A 17935-nucleotide genomic window follows, 5' to 3' on the forward strand; every position below is an offset into this window, starting at 1 on the left:
ATGCTATGCGAACGAACTCGCGGCAATGGAACCCGGTTGCAAATGCGCCGCGGTCGATAGATGATTGTCTCTGTCTGGTCCCCGATCGCGAGAAGAAACGTCTAGAGGGGCCGCGGCATACCGATCTCTTGCGGAGAGGACCGATTCCCCAACTCATATTCGGCCTGATCTATCTGCTGATCCTGACCCGTTTCCTGTGGCCGCTGGACTTGCCGCTCTTGGTCAAGATCGTGGCCGCCGCGCTCGCATTGGTCGCATTGCAGTTTCACCGGTGGAGCAAGCTCTCGTCGGGCTCCGTGTTTTCTCCCGAGTTTCCAAGACCGGTGGTCGCCCTCTTCAACTGGGGGTTCGGCGCGATCGTCCTGCTGGCGTTGCTGCAACTGGCGCTCGATGCGGGACTTCTGCTCGCAATCCCCTTCAATGGCGGCGTCGTGAGCGCGCCCGACGACGTCCGCTACGGACTGGCTGCGTTAGCCGCCATCGCGGCCGCGATCGGCGTCCATCAGGCCATGCGGATTCCGCCGCTGAAAGACATCGAAATCGGGATCGCCGGACTTGCGCGGCAATTCGACGGCTACACCATCCTCCAACTGACCGATCTTCACATCAGCCGGTTGTTTCCCGCCTCGTGGGCACGCACCGTCGTCGAGCGATCGAACAAGCTCGGCGTTGACCTGATCGCGATCACGGGAGATCTGATCGACGGCACGCCCGATGCGCGACGCACCGACATCGAGCCGTTGCGGGATTTGCAGGCGACCGATGGCATCTACGTGATCTCGGGAAATCACGAATACATCTTCGGCTACGACGGGTGGATGGCGCACTTCGCCGCGTTGGGCCTGCTGTCGCTCGAAAACAGGCATGTTGTCATCGAGCGGAACGGCGGCAAGCTGGTCCTCGCAGGCATCACCGACCGGGCATCGCGCAGCAGAGGGCATTCCGTGCGCGACCTTGGCGCCGTCCTGCAAGGCATCCCCAGGGACGGCCCTGTCATCCTGCTCGACCACCAGCCGAGCGACGCGCGGCATTCCGCCGAACTCGGGGTGGCTCTGCAGCTGTCGGGGCATACGCACGGAGGCTTGATCTGGGGGATCGATCGGCTGGCCGCACGCGCCAACGCCGGCTTCGTCTCGGGTCGTTACGATGTCGGCGGCATGACGCTCTACGTGAACAATGGCACCGCGCTGTGGCCGGGTTTCGCGCTGCGGCTGGGGCGTCCATCCGAGTTGACGCGGATCACGCTGCGCCACATAGCTGGCAGCTGACCGTTGCGAGCCATCAGGGGAAGTGACCGGACGTGATTGAACAGGAATACGACACGATCATCATCGGCGGAGGTTCCGCCGGAGCGACGCTGGCGGCGCGCCTCAGCGAAGACCCCGCTCATCGTGTGCTGCTGCTGGAGGCCGGGCAGGATCTGCGAACCGCGACCACACCGGAGCACATTCGCATTCCAAACCCCATGCGCGCCATCGGCGATGACGACTTCCGCTGGCCAAAGCTGCTCGCGCGACGCACCGAGCGGCAGCAGCCGCTGCTGCTCTGGCGTGGCCGCGCCATGGGCGGCAGTTCGACGATCAATGGTCAGATCGCGATCCGCGCCGTTCCCGACGACATCGACCGCTGGGCGGCCGTGGGCTGCACCGGCTGGTCATGGGACGAGATGCTACCTTATTTCTGCAAGCTCGAAACGGACAAGAATTTCCCGGACGCACCCTATCACGGCGATCGCGGTCCGATCCCGGTGTATCGGGCTCCGATTCCGGATTGGGGCAATGTCGACCGGGCGCTGCGAGCGTCGGCACTCGGTCTCGGCTATGGCTGGTGCGAAGATCACAACGCGCCTGATGGCACCGGCGTCTCGCCTTATGCCATCAACAGCGAGGGTGGGCTGCGGATCTCCACCAATGACGGCTACCTGGAGCCGGCGCGCGGTCGGGCCAACCTCGACATCGTCGGTCATGCTCTGGTCGACACCATCACCTTCGAAGGCAACCGGCTGCACGCCAGCGGCGTTCTGGTCCGCGTGAACGGCCAATCCTATACGCCCCGCGCGGCGCGTGAGGTGATCCTCTGCGCCGGCGCCATCCATTCGCCGGCCATCCTGCAGCGCTCCGGCATCGGGCCTGCCGCCCTGCTGGAGACGCTCGGCATCACGATCCGCGCGGATTTGCCGGTGGGCGAGAACCTGCTCGATCACCCGATCGTCAACGCCTTGCTGCATTTGCGCGACGGCAGCCAGGTCAGCACGCTGATGCACCGGCACACCAATTGCTGCCTGCGTTACTCGTCCAGCCTCGCAGGCGCCGGCGAAAACGACATGATCATGATCGCCGGCAATCTTGCCCGCTCGCAGCAATCGATGGCTGAAGTCACGCTGGGACGCATCGCCATCTCAGTCTATCAGGCCTTCAGCCAGGGCCACGTCCGCATCGTGACGACCGACCCCACAATTGATCCGATCGTCGAAGAGCGCATGCTGTCCGATTCTCGCGATCTGGTGCGCCTGCGCGATGGCGTTCGCTGCCTGCGTGATATCTGCCTGCAGCCTGCGGTGACCGATATCGCCTACCGCGTCGATTACGGCGCCAGCGGACGCTCCATGGACGAGTCGCTTGGCGACGCCGAACTGGATGACTGGCTGTTCGCCGAGTGCAGCGACGCCCAACACGCCAGCGGCACCTGCCGCATGGGTGCGGCGGACGATGCGCGTTCTGTCGTAGATCACGAATGCCGGGTGATCGGATCCACGGGATTGCGGGTGATCGATGCCTCGATCATGCCGGAGGTCCCGCGCGCCAATACCCATCTGACGACGGTCGCCATCGCCGAGCGCATGGCGGATCGGCTGAAGAGCACGAAGTGAGGGCGCCGCAACGCCGTCTGCTCAATGCTGTCCGGCTTTCCAGTCGCGCTTGATCTTCTTGGCCAGCGACCATTTGTGGACTTCCGTCGGGCCATCATAGATGCGGAAGGCGCGGATCTCGCGGAAAGCCTGCTCGACGATGGTTTCGGTCGAAACGCCGGTCCCTCCCATCACCTGGACGCAGCGATCGGCGACGCGCATCAACGCTTCCGACACGGCAACCTTGGCCATGGAACTCTCGGTCGTCCCGAGCGAACCGGTGTCGAGCACGCCGGCGCACCAGTCGATCATCAGTTCCGACTGCTGCAGATCGATCAGGTTCTCCGCCAGCATGAAGCCGACGCCTTCGTGGTCGACCAGCGGTTTTCCGAACGCGTGACGGCGGCAGGCGTAGTCGGTGGCGATCTCGTTGGCCCGGATGGCGAGGCCCAGCCAGCGCATGCAGTGCGACAAGCGCGCGGGACTGAGGCGGATCTGCGCATATTTGAAACCTTCGCCGGACGCGCCGAGCATCTGGTCGGCGGAGACGCGAAGATTCTCGATTTCGATCTCGGCATGCCCGCCGGGCATCGAGCTGTCGATCGTATCCAGTACGCGCAGCGTGCGGATCGCGGCATCAGGCAGATCGACCAGGAACATGCAGGCGCCGTCGGCCGATTTCGCCATGACGATGCCGACCTTGGCGCCTTCGGCTCCGGTGATGAACTTCTTCCGCCCGTTGATCACCCAGTGATTGCCGTCCAGCCTGCACGTGGTCTGCATCATCGACGGGTCAGATCCCGCACCGCCTTCGTCCGCCGGCTCGGTCATGAAGAACGCCGAACGCGCCTTGCCCGACACCAGGGGCTCCAGGAAGCGCGCCTTCTGCTCGGAAGTTCCGACCTTGCCGAGCAGGTACATGTTGCCCTCGTCAGGCGCCATGGTGTTGCACGCCAGCGGTCCGAGCGGCGACAGGCCGGATTTGATCAAGGCCTTCGCGGTCTCGCGTTGCGTCAGATGAGATCCATCCGGGAGAATGTGCGGCGTCAGAACACCGGCCTTGCGCGCCTTGGCGCGCAATTCCTGCACGAGTTCGTCGCTCGGACCGTGCGGACCCGTCCGCTGATCCTTCTCGTAGGGGATCACTTCGGCGCGGATGAAGGCCTCGATCTTCGCGGCAATGGTCTCGGCTCGGTCAGTCATCGATGCAGATACTCCGGTCGGCCTCCGCCTGGGCGGAATGTGGGTGGCTGGCCTTGTCACCGGCGCTCGATCACAGCACTGCCGCATTCAAAGACGGTGACGGAAGTCGATCATATAGACGGGAGAACGAGACATGAGCAACCACCGTCCGGTCGTCCGCCCTCATTGCGGCTCGATTCCGGCGGCCTTGATGATCCGTCCCCATTTGCCGATCTCGGTCTTGAGAAAGGCTTCGAGGGCTTGCGGGGTTGCGCGTTCGGGCTCGACCGGCGCCATGCTGAGCTCGGCAAAGCGGCTGATCAGGGCGGGATCCTTCAGCGCCGTCTGGAGCGCGCCCACCAGATGGTCGATCACGGGCTTCGGCGTGCCGCGCGGTGCGTAGAGGCCATACCAGGTCGTCACGTCGAATTCGGGAACACCGGCCTCCGCCGAGGTCGGCACGTCAGGCAGCGTCGCGACACGCGCCTTGCTGGTGATCGCGTAACCCTTGATCGTGTTCGACTGGATGTAGGGCGTCGGGCCCGTTGCGGGATCGCAATAGACGTCGATATGTCCGGCGATGACGTCATTCAGCGCCGGTCCGCCACCCTTGTAGTAGATCTGCGAGAGCTTCGTATCGGTGGTGCTCATGAACATCAGGCCGCAGAGCTGCGAGGCCGAGCCGAGACCGACATTACCGAAGGTCATCTTGTCCCCTTCGCTCCGGATGCGGGCGATCATCTCGCTGAGGTCCTTGGCCGGAAAATTCGGCCGCGCGACCAGGATCATCGGGACATCAGTGACGAGCCCGATCGGGGCAAAGTCGCCGACGGGGTCGAACGGCAGCTTGGCGTAGAGCGCAGGTGCGGTGGCCTGGCCGACATGCATCAGCAGCAGCGTGTAGCCGTCGGGTACGGCCTTGGCGACGCGGTTGGTGCCGAGCGTGCCGCCGGCGCCGACGACGTTCTCGATGACCATGGACTGCTTCAGCGTCGCGCTCATGGCGTTGCCGAGAATGCGCGCAATGACGTCGCCGGGGCCGCCGGCGGAGAAGGGCACGATCATCGTGACCGGGCGGGAGGGGTAGTCGTCCGCGATTGCGGTGCCGCAGGGATAGAGCAGGGAAAACAGGACCAGCGATCGTACAACAAACCTCATCGAACACTCCCTGGCGGCAGTTGTTGTTAGTCGTCGGTAGGCGCCGCCTCCTTGGCCGCCGACGATTTTTCGATCATGTCGAGCGCAGCCACCGCGGCCGCGTTGATGTGATCGACACAGCAACGTTCGGCGAGGTCTGCATCGCCGCTCTGGATCGCACGCCAGATCGCAGTGACCTCACGCAAGCTCTTGTTGATCCGCTTCGGCTGCGACATCGACGTGATCCGCAACAGCTGAATCCGGTCGTGCAGGGGCCTCAGCATCCGCTGGATGAAGGCATTGCGGCAGCCGCCGATCAGCGCGCCGTAGAAATCGGTCTTGGCCTCGAGGCACCCGATCAGATCCTGCTTGGCCGCGGCAGCCTTCAGCCGGGTCAGGGCTTCCCCGATCCGGCGCGCCACCTCGGGGTCGTGGAGCCTGGCGCATTCGCGGCCGGCGAACCCTTCGAGGACCGCGCGTGCCGCGTAGAGCTGGCGAGCCTCCTCGAGGCTGATCGTGGAGACCACGGGGCCGCGATGCGGCACCATGTTGATCAGCCCGTCGGCTTCGAGGGCGCGGAGCGCTTCGCGGATCGAGGGGCGGCTGACGCCCATCATCTCGCAAAGCTCGCGCTCGACCAGGCGCTGGCCCGGTTTCAGCGTTCCGGACATGATCGCCTCGCGCAGCTTTTGCGCGACCATCGCGCGGACGGTCGGGACGTCCTCGATGCGGAGCGTCGACTGCAATTCGCTACGTCTTTCCATGTCCGGATCCTGGTTGGGAAAAGTCAGTACCGGTTTACAGGCAGAATCATCATTTCGGCAATTTGAACGTGGGCAGGCTGGTCGAGGGCGAAGACGATCGACCGGGCAATATCGGCAGGTTCGAGCGCCAGCTTGAACTGGTCGAAATAGTCCCGTTCCTTCTGCTTGTCGCCGCGGTAGCGGGTCAGGATGATGTTGGTCCTGGTCAGGCCGGGCTGGAGCTCGGTGACCCGGATCGCGGTTTCCGCCAGTTCGCCCCGCAGGGTCTCGGTGAACATGTGCACGCCCGCCTTGCTGGTGCTGTAGGCGGCCATATCGGGCACGATCCGGACCGCGTTGATCGAGCTGATGTTGACGACATGGCCGGAGTTGCGCCGGACCATGTCGGGGAGGATCGCGCGGGTGACGCGCATCAGGCCGATTAGATTGGTCTGGATGATGTTGGACCAGTCGTCGGCGGAGCCGGCGTCGAACCGCGTTCGCCCGCCGATATCGTGCCCGGCGTTGTTGATGAGGATGTCGACCGGCTTGAACTGGGCCGGAATGGCCTCCGGCAGCCGATCCACGGCCTTTGCGTCGCTGATGTCGAGCTGGATCGGAAACACGGCGTTGCCTGCCGTCGCCGCCAGTTCCTGAAGTGCCTTGGCGTCGCGGTCGACCAGCACGACGCGGCGGCCGCTCTCCAGCAGCGCCTTGGTGATAGCGCGTCCCATGCCGCCGGCGGCACCTGTCAGCACGGCGGTCTGGCCCGATTGTTCAGTCATCGCAACACTCCCATTCAAGTGGTCTCATGCGACCGACCAGCCGCCGTCGATCGGCAGGCTGGCCCCGGTGATGTCGTTTGCGGCCGCGCTGCAGAGAAAGACGACCATGGCGGCGACGGCATTCATCTCGATGAAGCGCTGTGTCGGCTGACGCTCGCCGAGATAGTCGCGGGTCACATCCTCGACAGCACGGCTGCTGGTCGTTGCCATGGTGGCGATCTTGTCGAGGATGGCGGGCGTCGGCAGCGTACCGGGGCAGAGCGTGTTGCAGGTGATGCCGCTGCGGGCGGTCTCTATCGCCACCGCGCGGGTCATGCCCAGGATCGCCGTCTTGGTGGTGACGTAGTCGATGCGGTCCTCGACCGCGCGGCTCGAATAGATCGAGCCCATGTTGATGATCCGGCCCCAGCTGCGCTGCTTCATTGCCGGCAGCGCCAGGCGAATGAGGTGGAACGGCGCGGAGAGGTTCACGGCCAGCGCCTGCTCCCAGCGCTCGGGCGGAAACTGTTCGATCGCGGCGAAATGCCTGACGACCGCGTTGTTGACGAGGATGTCGATGGCGCCGCAGCGATCGAGCAGGTCGGCCATCATGGCCTCGATCGCATCGCGCTGGGACAGGTCCACGCCCGCCGTGATCACCTCGACGCCGAAGCGGGCGCGGAGATCATCCGCGGCCTGCTTCGGCGCAACGAGATCGTGAAGGACGATGCTGGCGCCCGCGCCGGCCAGCCCTTCCGCGACGGCAAAGCCAAGGCCCGCGGTCGCGCCGGTCACGAGTGCCCATTTGCCCTTCATCGCAGTCACGCGTCTCTACTTCTTGTCGAGCTCGGCGAACACGTCCTTCGCGTTCCGGAACGCATCGACGCCGGCAGGTACGCCGCAATAGATCGCGACCTGCATGAAGACCTCGCGGATTTCCTCCTTGGTCGCGCCGTTGGCGAGCGCGCCGCGGACATGGGTCTTCAGCTCATGCGGGCGATTGAGCGCGCAGAGCATCGCCAGATTGAGGAAGCTGCGGGTCTTGCGCGTCAGGCCTTCGCGCCCCCAGACGTAACCCCAGCAATACTCCGTGGTGAGGTCCTGCATCGGACGATTGAACTCGTCCGCGGATGCGATCGCCTTGTCGACGAACTCGTTGCCGAGCACGCTCTTGCGGATTTCGAGGCCGCGGTCGTAAGTCGCCTTGTCCATGTTGTTCTCCGTTTCTCTTTCGGCGGTATCAGTTCTTCGGCCAGAACGGCTTTGCCAGCGCGAGCTCGGGCGGGAACACCGTCACCGGCACGCCGGCCTGCCACTGCACGATGGTCATGCCGGCGCCGACCCGGCGGCCCTTTTCGTCGAACTTGATCTCGCCCAGCGGATAGTATTTCGACGGGCCGCCATCCATGGTGCGTAGCGCCTCGCCGACGGCGACGCGGTCGGCCTTGCCGGCCTTCTCCAGCGCGTCCTTGATCACCCACATGTCGCCATAGGTGGAGATCGCGTTCTGCGTCATCCACGGCTCCTTGTAGCGGGTCTTCAATTCGGCGATCAGCGCCTCGTGGCCCTTGGCGCCCCAGCTGGCGACGCAGGTCAGCACGCCCTGGAGCAGTTCGGGGCTGACGGTCTGCAGCATGTCCGGCTCGGCGATCGCGATGCCGAAGGAGATGGTCGGCACCTTGCCCTGGCCGAGGCCGAACTCGTTCATCTTCTCGAGCAGCAGCTTTGCGTCCGAGATCACCGTCGGCAGGAAGAACAGCAGGTCGGGCTTGGCCGACCGGATCTTCTGCACCAGCGACGTCGCATCCGCGAGCGGCGGCGTGAACGTCTCGTCGACGACCAGCTGCAGCTGGTTCTCTGCAAGCAGGCCTTCGCGCATCGCCTTGGCGGAGGCGATCGAGGCGCCCGTGTTGTCGGTCAGGATCGCGACCGTCTTCGGCCGCTTGCCGGAGGCCGTCTCCGCCAGCTTGATGAGCTGGGGCAATGCCTGCTTGGCCTGTGAGCCCGCGGTCGCCGCGGTCTGGAATACGTATTTGAATCCGCGCTCGGTGATCAGGTCGGAGTAGGAGAGGGTGAGCATGGGAAGGTTGGCGCGCTCGGTCACTTCGGTCACCGCGAGCGTGAACGAGGACAGGTAAGCGCCGCTGGCGGCGACCAGATCAGTCTCCTGTGCGACCATGCGCTGCGCCGCGTTCTTGGCCTTCTCCGTGGTGTCGCCGGAATCCAGCACCACCAGCTTCAGCTTGGCGCCACCGAGTACCTTGATGCCGCCTTGCGCGTTGATGTGGTCGACCGCCATCTCGGCGCCTTCGCGCATCACCGTTCCCGGACGGGCATAGAGTCCGGAGATCGGAACCAGCAAGCCGACCTTCACCTCGGCAGGCTGCTGCGCCCATGCGGCGCGGGATGCGATCAGCGTGCCGGAGGCGCCGGCCAGCAACGTTCGCCTTGAGATCGTAAACTTGTTCTTTGCAGTCATGACAATTCTCCTCCCTGAAAAATCGCGCGGCGCTTACGGCTTCTTCGGCCAGAACGGTTCTGCCTGCGCGAGCTCGGGCGGATAAACGGTGACAGGCACGCCCGATTGCCATTGCACGATGACGACGCCGGCGCCGACGCGGCGGCCCTTTTCGTCGAACTTGAGCTGGCCGCCCGGATAATATTTGGAATCGCCGGCATCCAGCGTCCGCAAGGCCTGCGCGACCGCATTGCGATCGGCCTTGCCGGCCTTCTCCAGCGCTTCCTTCATCACCCACATGTCGCCATAGGTCGAGATGACGTTCTGCGTCGCCCAGGGCTCCTTGTACTTGGCCTTGAGTTCGGCGATCAGGGCTTCGTGGCCTTTCGCGCCCCAGCTGGCGACGATAGTCATGATGCCCTGCACGATCTCGGGGCTCACGCTCTGCAGCATGTCGGGCTCGGCGATGGTGATGCTGAAGGAGACGGTCGGGATCTTGCCTTGGCCGAGGCCGAATTCGCTGATCTTCTCCAGCCCGAGCTTGGCGTCCGAGACCGCGTTCGGCATGAACAGCAGCAGGTCGGGCTTGGCGGAGCGCACCTTCTGGATCAGCGGCGTCGCATCGGACAGTGGCGGCGTCCAGACTTCCTCGACGACGAGCTGGAGGCCTTCCTGCGCGAACAGCCTCTCCTTCAGCGCCTTGGCGGTGGCGACCGAGGTTGCGGTGTTGTCCATCAGCATCGCCACGGTCTTCGGCCGCTTGCCGGAGGCCTTCGCGGCGAGCTTCATCAGCGCCGGCAAGCCGAGCTCGGACTGGCGGCTCGCGGTCGCGGCGGTCTGGAAGATGTATTTGAAACCGCGATCGGTCAGTAGGTCCGAATAAGAGAGCGTCAGCATCGGCAGTTCGGCGCGCTCGGTCACCTCGGTGACGGCGAGGGTGAAGGAGGAGAGATAGGAGCCGGTAGCGGCGACGAGATCAGGCTCCTGCGCGACCATGCGCTGCGCCGCGTTCTTGGCCTTCTCGGTGGTGTCGCCGCAGTCGATCACCACCAGCTTCAGCTTGGCTCCGCCGAGCGCCTTGATGCCGCCTTGCGCGTTGATGTGCTCGATGCCCATCTCGGCGCCCATCTTCATGACCTGGCCGGGGCGCGTGTAGATGCCCGACAGCGGCACGATCAGTCCAACCTTCACCTCGGCCGGTGTCTGCGCGCGTGCAACGCCAGCAAGGCCGACGGCGGCAGCCCCCGACAGCACGGTCCGGCGCGTCAGTCCTTTCGATATTCTGCTCTTCGATGTCTTGTTCATCTTGTTGTCTCCCTGGTCTTTGTTTTTTATTTGGTCACATGCCGAGATAGGCTTTGCGCACCCGGTCGTCGGCGCGCAGCGTGTCGTTGTTGCCTTCGAGCACGACATGTCCGGCTTCGAGGACATAGCCGTGATCGGCCGATTCCAGCGCTTCCGCCACGCGCTGCTCGACCAGCAGCATGGTCAGGCCGGACTGGCGCCGGATATCGATCAGCCGCTCGAAGATGAAATCCGCGGTGGACGGCGCGAGCCCCATCGACGGCTCGTCCAGCATCAGCAGCTTTGGCGAGGAGGCGAGGCCGCGGCCGATCGCGAGCATCTGCTGCTGGCCGCCGGACATCGTGCCGGCGAACTGGTTGCGGCGCTCCTTCAGCACCGGCAGCCATTCGAAGATGCGCTCGATATTGGCCTGCCAGTCGCGGCGGCCGCTCTCGGTCATCGCGCCCATTTCCAGATTCTCCATCACGGTCAGCGACGGGAAGACCTGGCGTCCTTCCGGGACATGGGCGATGCCGAGATGGGCACGCTGCGGCGGCGGCACCGCGAGAAGGTCGACGCCGTCGAACGTGATTCTCCCGCCGCTCGGCTTGACGATGCCGGAGATCGTCTTGAACAGCGTGGTCTTGCCGGCGCCGTTGGGGCCGACGATCGCGACGAACTGGCCTGCGCCGACGTTGATCGACACGTCGTTCAGGACGGGCTTTGCGGAGTAGCCTGCGCGCAATCCCTCAATGCGGAGCATGGGCCACCCACTTCTTGCCGAGATAGGCTTCGATCACGCGGCTGTCATGCGTCACCACTTCCGGAAGCCCCTCGGTGATGACGGCGCCGTGGTCGAGCACGAGGAAACTGTCGACCAGGCGAACCATCGCCTGCATCGTGTGCTCGATGATGGCGATGGTCATGCCGTCGTGTGCCAGCTGCTGGATCACGGCGACGACCTCGTCCGCCTCGCCGTGGCCGAGGCCCGCCAGCGTTTCGTCGAGCAGCAGGATGCGCGGCTGGCCGGCGATCGCGCGGGCCAGCTCCATCAGCCGCAGCTCCTTGGTCGAGAGCTCGCCGGCGACACGGTCGGCGACGGCGGAGAGCCCGACCCGGGCGACCGCATCGGCGGCAAGCTTGCGGGCCTCCGCGTCGGTGCGGGCGCGGACATAGGCGCCGACCACGACGTTGTCGAGGATCGACATGCGCAGGAACGGCCGCATGACCTGGAAGGTGCGGCCGATGCCGGCCTCGCAGATCACGTGCGGCCGCTGGCCGGACATGTTGCGGCCGTCGATCAGCACCTCGCCCTGGCTCGGCTTCAGAAAGCCGTTGAGGAGATTGAACAGCGTGGTCTTGCCCGCGCCGTTGGGTCCGATGATGCCGAGGATCTCGTTCTTGTGCAGCTTGAAGCTGACATCCTGCACCGCCTTGAGGCCGCCGAAGGAGCGCGAGAGGTTGCGCACCTCGAGCACGACTTCACCGGTCGCGGCGCGCTGCCGTGACGCGGGCTTCAGCGTCGTCACGCTCGCCGGTAACTCCGCCGATGTGGTCGCAGGGCTCGTCGCCTGCGGCGCGGCCCGCTTGCGCAGGAGATCGCGCAGTTTCCAGAACAGGCCTTCCGGAGCGACCAGGATGACGCAGACGATGGCAAAGCCGAAGATCACGCCCTGGATGCCGGGAATGCGCGCTCCGGCCTCCGCGTGCAGGATTTCGGCGAGCGGGATCAGGATCACCGAGCCGATGACCGGCCCCCAGACCGTGCCGACGCCGCCGAACATCGCGACCGTGAGCGCCTGCGCCGACACCAGCATGCCGAACACCGATGCCGGGGTCACGACCAGCAGCACCTGCGCGTAGAACCCGCCGATGGCGGCGGCGATCGCGCCGCTCAGAATGATCGCGCGCAGCTTCCATGCCAGGGTGTTGATCCCTGCCGCTTCGGCCGCGGCCTCGTTCTGCTTGATTGCGAGCAGCGCCATGCCGAAGCGCGAGCGTTCGATGATCTGCGTCAGCACGATCGTGGCCAGCATGATGGCGAGCCCCAGCAGCGTGTAGATGTGCGGATCGCTGAACTGCATGTAGGCGATCGGGGCGTCGCGCTTGATCGGAAGCGTCACCTCCTGGAAACCGAGCCACTCGAACACGTAGAGAATGGCGAGCGGGTAGGCGAGCATCGCCAGCGCGAAGTAATGTCCCTGCAGGCGGAAAGTCGGAAAGCCGATCAGGAGTCCTGCGATGCCGCCGAGCATGGCGGCAACCGGAATCAGCAGCCACGGCGAGATGTCGAAATAGATCTGCCCGAGCGCTGTCGCGTAGGCGCCGATTCCGAAGAAGGCGGCGTGGCCGAACGAGACCAGTCCGGTGTAGCCGCTGAGCAGATTCCACGACAGCCCGAACACCGCCCACACCGGCACCAGCGTCAGGATGAGCTGGTAGTAGGAGTTGGTGACGCCCAGCGAGATCCCGGCATAGGCCAGCGTGAAGAGCAGGGGAGGAAGAAAGGAGCGCATCCGGAGCATGGTCACGTCCTCTCGACCATGCGCCCGAAGAAACCTTGCGGGCGGAAGAAGATGATGAGCAGGAAGACGGCGAAGATCGCGGCGTTCTGCAGCTGCGTCGGCAGGATCAGCGTCGACATCTGCTGGACGAGGCCGATCGTCATGCCGCCCCAGAAGGCGCCGATGATGCTGCCCATGCCGCCGAGCACGACGCCGGCATACATCACGATGACGTATTCGAGCCCCACGAAGGGATGGAACGGATAGTTGGTGGCAAGCAGGCCGCCGGCAATCGCGGTGATGCCGCAGCCGAGCGCGAAGGCGGTGCGGTGGGCGCGGTCGACGTCGATGCCCATATAGGTCGCGGCGGTCGGATTGTCCGCGGCGGCACGCAGGGACTTGCCGATCCGCGTGCGCGTGATCAGGAGCGAAAGCAGAACCATGATCGCGAGCGACACGATCGCGTCGATGCTGCGCGCCTTGTTGAGGAAGATGCTGATGTCGAGGAAGGGAACGAGCTCCCACGCCGAGCTCGACAGCGGCGTCCGGATCGAGGCCAGCACGGATCCGAACACGATGAGGCCGCCATTTTGCAGGATCAGCGCGATGCCGAGCGTCAGGATGAGCTGGGCATAGTGACCGTCGCCTTCCAGCGCGGCGGTGCGCGTGCCCGAGACGCGCGAGATCAGCGCCAGATGGACGAAATAGCCGAACACGGCGAGCACGGGGCCGGCGAGCAGGATAGCCACGAACGGGCCCACCGTGTTGCCGAACAGGGTCTGGATGCCGGCGGCGGTGAAGAGATAGAAGGCGGCATACATGCCGAGCATCATGAAATCGCCGTGCGCGAAATTGATGACGCGCATGACGCCGAAGATCAGGCCAAGCCCGACGCACATCAGGCCGTAGACGGCGCCGATCAGCAGGCCCGCGGCGAGCGCTTGCAGAAATCCTTCCATCAGCCTCGCCTCCACGCGGTGGCCGCGCAGGACTGCCGGCGATCGCTGGCTGCTGACGATGCTAGACCGGTCTCGAAGTCGACCATGTTTCCCCCGTACTCTCCGGCACTTCTTATGATGCCGATCGTAAAACCCGTTCCGGTGTGTCCAGACGGCATTGTGCTGCGATCACGCCGGCATCGCCGAGCTGTTCGCAATCGTCGATGAGTTGCTCGAGCCGATGCGCGCGGTCCTCGCCGAGGACCTTGGCCGCGGCGGCGCGAAAGCGCGCGCGAATATCTGACGGCGTTGCGGCGATGACATCGGGCAAGGCGTGCCGGATCGTTCGGCCGCCGCGCAGATGCACGGTCACTTCCGCGCCCTGCCTGCCAGGAAAGGCAGCGGTGAAGCCGGGATCCGCCTTGAGATCGGTGACCGAAACCAGGCGGAGGATGTCGGCATCATCCAGCCCGGCATAATTCTCTTCCGCGATCTCGCCCCGCGCCAGCGTCGCCGCGACGCTGAAGGGAATGCTCATCTTGGCCTGGAGCGCGTTGCGGTAGGGCCCCATCGAGTCGCAACCGGGATAGCGAACGGCGGCATCAGGCGCGCGAACGACGACGCGGTCGATTTCCTCGGCGCCGGCAAGCTCGTGCGAGACGCGAAGTGCCGCCTGCGCGGCGGTCTGGGCGAAATTGCAGGCCGGAACCGGCTTGTTGTAGACGGCCATGATCTCGCTCTCTCCGTCGGGGAAGAGCGTGATGCGGTCGGGCGCGGCCTGGCGGCGGTAAGCGGCGAACAGGCCGGCTTCGCCCTCGATGATCGTTTCCGAGCCGAACGCGCCGGCTGCGGAAAGGCCGATGGCCTTGATCGCGTTGCTGGCCGCAAAGCCCGGATGGAAATACATGTCGGAGCCGCCGGCATGCGGCCACTCGTTGAGACCGCTGGAGGTATTGGCTGCGATGGCGATGGCACTGGTTGCCTGGTCCTCGGAAAGGCCGAGGGCAAAGCTTCCCGCCAGCGCCGCGCCCAGCGGCGCCACCAGGCCGGTCGGACGATAGAGCCGCGCGAGATCTGAGGTCAGGAGCGCGCGGCCGATCCGCGCGCCGGTCTCATAGCCGATGATGGCGGCAGCCAGCAGCTTCGTCCCGTGCAGCGGCGTCTGCTCCGACAGCGCAAGCAGCGTCGGCCAGACCACGACGCCATGGTGCGCGATGCTGGCGGCATGCATGTCTTCCCGGACCAGGCCGTGTCCCATCACGGCATTGGCGAAGGCGGCGTCGGCCGCTGAGGAGTGTTGCGAAGTCCCGATGATCGAGATGCCGCCGCCGGCCTGCGCGATCGCGACGGCCTGACGGCTCCACGGGTGATTGCCGGCCTCGAAGGCGCAGGACAGGAAGTCGAGCAGGCAGAGCTTTGCCTTCGCGACGACCTCCGGCCCGAAATTTCCGAGATCAAGCGCAAGCACGCTCCGCGCCATCTGGCGCGCAAACGATACCTTGCCTGATCCGGTCGGGTCGATCGTCATCTCAATCGCTCTTCCTGAATGCTCGTGCGCTTAGCCGCGCATCTCGACGCCGGCCCACTCCTCGAGCACCTTGGCGATCGAGGTGAAGTCGGACGCCGCACCGTATTTGGCATTGGTGATCGCGAGCATCTGCCGCACCACCGCGCCGCAGACCATCGGCACGCCCATGGCTTCGGCCTCGTCCACGCAGAGCCGGACATCCTTGTAGGACAGGCCGGTGGTGAAGCCGAAATCGAAGGTGCCGGGCAGCACCGCGCGGGGAAACTTGTCTTCGGACGCGCTGTTGCGGCCGCTGCTGGCGTTGATGATGTCGATCAGCACCTTGGCGTTGACGCCGCCCTTGACGCCCATCGCGACCGCCTCCGAGGTGATCACCAGCGCTGCGGCCGCCATCAGATTGTTGGCGAGCTTGGCGGTCTGCGCCACGCCGGGCTTGTCGCCGGTGTAGAACAGCTTGCCGAAGTTCTTCAGGATCGGTTGCACGGTCTCGTAGGTCGCCTGCGGGCACGACACCATCACGGCCAGCGTGCCGTTGATGGCGCCCTTGATGCCGCCGCTCACGGGCGCATCGACCAGCGTCATGCCCTTGGCCTTCAGGCCTTCCGCGACGAACTTCGCCGCGCCCGGACCCGAGGTCGACAGATCGATCACGATCTTGGCGCGGGTGCCGCTGCTGATGCCGTCCTGGCCGAGCGTGACGGCCTTGACGATGTCGGGCGTCGGCAGGCTGGCGAGCACGATATCGGTGCGCGAGGCGACGTCGGCGGGCGACTTGCCGAGCTGAGCGCCGCGCTTGACCAGCGCCTGGGCCGCTTCAGCCTGCGTGTCATAGACGACGAGCGAATAGCCCGCGTCGATCAATCGCCCCGCCATCGGGCCGCCCATGCGGCCCGTGCCGATTACGCCGAGAATCTCTCCCGCCATCGTCTACTCCCTGTCGCGCGATCCCCTGACGGACGCGCCTTCTTGATCTCGAGGTCGATATCGTCTGGTCGAACGTCTTCGCCGGCCGGCCTCGTCGGCCGCCGTCGTCGTGGCCACGGGGTCCCGCGCCAACGGGCCGGATTGTTATGATTGTCAGACAAGCTGTCAAGCATAACATTTGGGGTCGACAGTTTGCCGCGGATCGGCATAAGGTCCGGGAAAACGAGGAAGACGCCCCGCGTGCCGCAAGATTCAATTCCGAGTGTGAGCAGGACGCTCGCCGAGTTCGTCGCGTCCTCGTCATGGGCGGACGTCGAGGCGCAGAGCCTCGAGGCGCGGCGATCGATCCTCAATTTCTTTGCGACCGCGCTCGGCTCCGCACGCGATCCCGTCGTCATGGCTGCGATGCGCACGCTGTCGCCGTTCAGCGGGGCGGCGACATCGACGGTGATCGGCCATTCGCAGCCGATGGATGCGCTCTGCGCCTCGTTTCTCAATGCCATCTCGGCGAATCTGCTCGATTTCGACGACACCCATCCAGAGACCATCATTCATCCGGCCGCGCCGGTCGCCGCGCCGATCTTGGCGCTGGCGGAGATGCGCAAACTGTCCGGGCGCGAGGTGCTGACGGCCTTCATCCTTGGCGTGGACGTGGAATGTCGCATCGGCAATGCAGTCTCGCCGCGCCATTACGCGCGCGGCTGGCACATCACCTCGACCTGCGGGATTTTCGGCGCGGCGGCGGCGTGCGCGAAATTGCTGGGGCTGCCGGCGGACGGGATTGCGAACGCGATCGGTCTTGCCGCGAGCCAGTCGGCCGGCAATGTCGAGAACCTGCCGAGCGCCGCCAAGAATGTCAGCGTCGGCAATGCGGCGCGCAACGGTTTGTTCGCAGCACTGCTGGCGCAGCAGGATTATGAGGCCGCGCCGCGTGCGATCGAAGGTCCGCTCGGCTGGGCCCGTACCATGGGCGACGAGCCCGATCTCGCCCGCCTGCTCGACGGCCTCGGCAGGACCTGGGAGATCGCGAAGAACACCTACAAGCCCTATCCCGCCGGAATCGTGTTTCATTCGGTCATCGACGCCTGCCTGCTGCTGCGCGAGCGCATCGGCCGGCGCGTTGACCAGATCGAATCGGTGACGGTGCAGGGCTCGGCGCTGCTGCTGGCGCGCGGCGATCGTCCGGTCAACAACGAGCGCGACGCGCGGGTCAGCATCCACCACTGCGTGGCCTGCGGGCTGTTGCTGGGCGCGGCCGGCGTGCCTGAATTCTCGCATGAGACCGTGGGCCGGCCGGATATCGCACAACTGCGGCAGAAGGTGAGGGCGGAGCTTGATGCTCAGATGCCCGATGGCGCTGCGTGCGTCATTTTACGCTTGTCGTCCGGTGAAACTCTCACCGAGACCGTCGTCTCGCCGCGCGGCAGCCAGGCTGCCCCGCTCGGAGATTGCGATCTCGAAGAGAAGCTGCGCGAGGGCGTGCGGACCGGTCGAAGCGACTGGGATGCGGACCGCGTCATCGATGCAGTCTGGCGGCTCGATGCGGCCGATGACGTCGGCAATCTCCTGAAATCGTTGCGTCCGCCGCCGCCGGCGAGCCTTACTTCTTCCAACTAGACTCTCTC

16 protein-coding genes are annotated in these 17935 nt (G+C 65.3%); 3 read left to right on the plus strand and 13 right to left on the minus strand.

Annotation, left to right across the window (positions count from 1 at the left end; translation table 11 throughout):
• Window positions 1-143 precede the first annotated feature (143 nt).
• A complete protein-coding gene (locus tag F8237_RS24865) occupies window positions 144-1268 on the plus strand; it encodes a metallophosphoesterase (RefSeq protein WP_151650657.1) in 1125 nt (374 codons plus the stop codon).
• A 32-nt stretch (window positions 1269-1300) separates the two neighbouring features.
• Entirely contained in the window at window positions 1301-2869 is a 1569-nt protein-coding gene (locus F8237_RS24870; RefSeq protein WP_151648801.1) for a GMC family oxidoreductase, read from the plus strand.
• Window positions 2870-2890: 21 nt separating this feature from the next.
• Here the strand turns inward: F8237_RS24870 and F8237_RS24875 are convergent, their stop codons facing one another.
• The 13 genes from F8237_RS24875 to F8237_RS24935 all read right to left on the minus strand — a co-directional run bounded on the left by F8237_RS24875 (window position 2891) and on the right by F8237_RS24935 (window position 16310).
• A complete protein-coding gene (locus F8237_RS24875) occupies window positions 2891-4051 on the minus strand; it encodes an acyl-CoA dehydrogenase family protein (protein ID WP_151648803.1) in 1161 nt (386 codons plus the stop codon).
• A 162-nt stretch (window positions 4052-4213) separates the two neighbouring features.
• Complete coding sequence (locus tag F8237_RS24880) at window positions 4214-5188, minus strand: tripartite tricarboxylate transporter substrate-binding protein (RefSeq protein WP_151648805.1); 975 nt, start codon at window positions 5186-5188, stop codon at window positions 4214-4216.
• 26 nt (window positions 5189-5214) lie between these two features.
• Complete coding sequence (locus F8237_RS24885) at window positions 5215-5931, minus strand: GntR family transcriptional regulator (RefSeq protein ID WP_151648807.1); 717 nt, start codon at window positions 5929-5931, stop codon at window positions 5215-5217.
• A gap of 23 nt (window positions 5932-5954) precedes the next feature.
• Window positions 5955-6695 carry an SDR family oxidoreductase gene (locus F8237_RS24890; RefSeq protein ID WP_151648809.1) on the minus strand — a complete coding sequence of 247 codons (741 nt, stop codon included), beginning with the start codon at window positions 6693-6695 and terminating at the stop codon, window positions 5955-5957.
• 24 nt (window positions 6696-6719) lie between these two features.
• Complete coding sequence (locus F8237_RS24895; RefSeq protein ID WP_151650658.1) at window positions 6720-7490, minus strand: SDR family oxidoreductase; 771 nt, start codon at window positions 7488-7490, stop codon at window positions 6720-6722.
• A gap of 15 nt (window positions 7491-7505) precedes the next feature.
• On the minus strand, window positions 7506-7886 hold the full coding sequence (locus F8237_RS24900) for a carboxymuconolactone decarboxylase family protein (protein ID WP_015684533.1): 381 nt from the start codon (window positions 7884-7886) through the stop codon (window positions 7506-7508).
• A gap of 28 nt (window positions 7887-7914) precedes the next feature.
• On the minus strand, window positions 7915-9153 hold the full coding sequence (locus F8237_RS24905) for an ABC transporter substrate-binding protein (RefSeq protein WP_151648811.1): 1239 nt from the start codon (window positions 9151-9153) through the stop codon (window positions 7915-7917).
• A gap of 33 nt (window positions 9154-9186) precedes the next feature.
• Complete coding sequence (locus F8237_RS24910; protein ID WP_151648813.1) at window positions 9187-10437, minus strand: ABC transporter substrate-binding protein; 1251 nt, start codon at window positions 10435-10437, stop codon at window positions 9187-9189.
• Between the two features lie 34 nt (window positions 10438-10471).
• The gene (locus tag F8237_RS24915; RefSeq protein WP_143841129.1) at window positions 10472-11179 is read right to left on the minus strand and encodes an ABC transporter ATP-binding protein; all 708 of its coding nucleotides are present in this window, start codon (window positions 11177-11179) and stop codon (window positions 10472-10474) included.
• Window positions 11166-12941, minus strand: coding sequence for a branched-chain amino acid ABC transporter ATP-binding protein/permease (locus F8237_RS24920; RefSeq protein WP_201280147.1), 1776 nt, complete (start codon window positions 12939-12941; stop codon window positions 11166-11168). The genes F8237_RS24915 and F8237_RS24920 overlap by 14 nt, the downstream gene beginning before the upstream one ends.
• A 2-nt stretch (window positions 12942-12943) precedes the next feature.
• Window positions 12944-13879: a branched-chain amino acid ABC transporter permease gene (locus tag F8237_RS24925; protein ID WP_015684538.1), complete on the minus strand. Its 936-nt coding sequence runs from the start codon at window positions 13877-13879 to the stop codon at window positions 12944-12946.
• 112 nt (window positions 13880-13991) lie between these two features.
• Window positions 13992-15386 carry an MmgE/PrpD family protein gene (locus tag F8237_RS24930; protein WP_151648817.1) on the minus strand — a complete coding sequence of 465 codons (1395 nt, stop codon included), beginning with the start codon at window positions 15384-15386 and terminating at the stop codon, window positions 13992-13994.
• A gap of 30 nt (window positions 15387-15416) precedes the next feature.
• On the minus strand, window positions 15417-16310 hold the full coding sequence (locus F8237_RS24935; protein ID WP_151648819.1) for an NAD(P)-dependent oxidoreductase: 894 nt from the start codon (window positions 16308-16310) through the stop codon (window positions 15417-15419).
• 240 nt (window positions 16311-16550) lie between these two features.
• Between F8237_RS24935 and F8237_RS24940 the strand changes: the two genes are divergently transcribed.
• Window positions 16551-17927 (plus strand): MmgE/PrpD family protein, encoded by a 1377-nt coding sequence (locus tag F8237_RS24940; RefSeq protein ID WP_151648821.1) that lies wholly within the window; start codon window positions 16551-16553, stop codon window positions 17925-17927.
• Window positions 17928-17935 lie beyond the last annotated feature (8 nt).

The sequence above is a fragment of the Bradyrhizobium betae genome (genome assembly GCF_008932115.1).
In the GTDB taxonomy this organism is placed as follows: Bacteria; Pseudomonadota; Alphaproteobacteria; order Rhizobiales; family Xanthobacteraceae; genus Bradyrhizobium; species Bradyrhizobium betae.

Coding starts and splice junctions, on each gene's coding strand:
- F8237_RS24875 (WP_151648803.1), bottom strand. CDS start 4,051: ATGACTGACCGAGCCGAGACCATTGCCGCGAAGATCGAGGCCTTCATC.
- F8237_RS24880 (WP_151648805.1), bottom strand. CDS start 5,188: ATGAGGTTTGTTGTACGATCGCTGGTCCTGTTTTCCCTGCTCTATCCC.
- F8237_RS24885 (WP_151648807.1), bottom strand. CDS start 5,931: ATGGAAAGACGTAGCGAATTGCAGTCGACGCTCCGCATCGAGGACGTC.
- F8237_RS24890 (WP_151648809.1), bottom strand. CDS start 6,695: ATGACTGAACAATCGGGCCAGACCGCCGTGCTGACAGGTGCCGCCGGC.
- F8237_RS24895 (WP_151650658.1), bottom strand. CDS start 7,490: ATGAAGGGCAAATGGGCACTCGTGACCGGCGCGACCGCGGGCCTTGGC.
- F8237_RS24900 (WP_015684533.1), bottom strand. CDS start 7,886: ATGGACAAGGCGACTTACGACCGCGGCCTCGAAATCCGCAAGAGCGTG.
- F8237_RS24905 (WP_151648811.1), bottom strand. CDS start 9,153: ATGACTGCAAAGAACAAGTTTACGATCTCAAGGCGAACGTTGCTGGCC.
- F8237_RS24910 (WP_151648813.1), bottom strand. CDS start 10,437: ATGAACAAGACATCGAAGAGCAGAATATCGAAAGGACTGACGCGCCGG.
- F8237_RS24915 (WP_143841129.1), bottom strand. CDS start 11,179: ATGCTCCGCATTGAGGGATTGCGCGCAGGCTACTCCGCAAAGCCCGTC.
- F8237_RS24920 (WP_201280147.1), bottom strand. CDS start 12,941: ATGCTCCGGATGCGCTCCTTTCTTCCTCCCCTGCTCTTCACGCTGGCC.
- F8237_RS24925 (WP_015684538.1), bottom strand. CDS start 13,879: ATGGAAGGATTTCTGCAAGCGCTCGCCGCGGGCCTGCTGATCGGCGCC.
- F8237_RS24930 (WP_151648817.1), bottom strand. CDS start 15,386: ATGACGATCGACCCGACCGGATCAGGCAAGGTATCGTTTGCGCGCCAG.
- F8237_RS24935 (WP_151648819.1), bottom strand. CDS start 16,310: ATGGCGGGAGAGATTCTCGGCGTAATCGGCACGGGCCGCATGGGCGGC.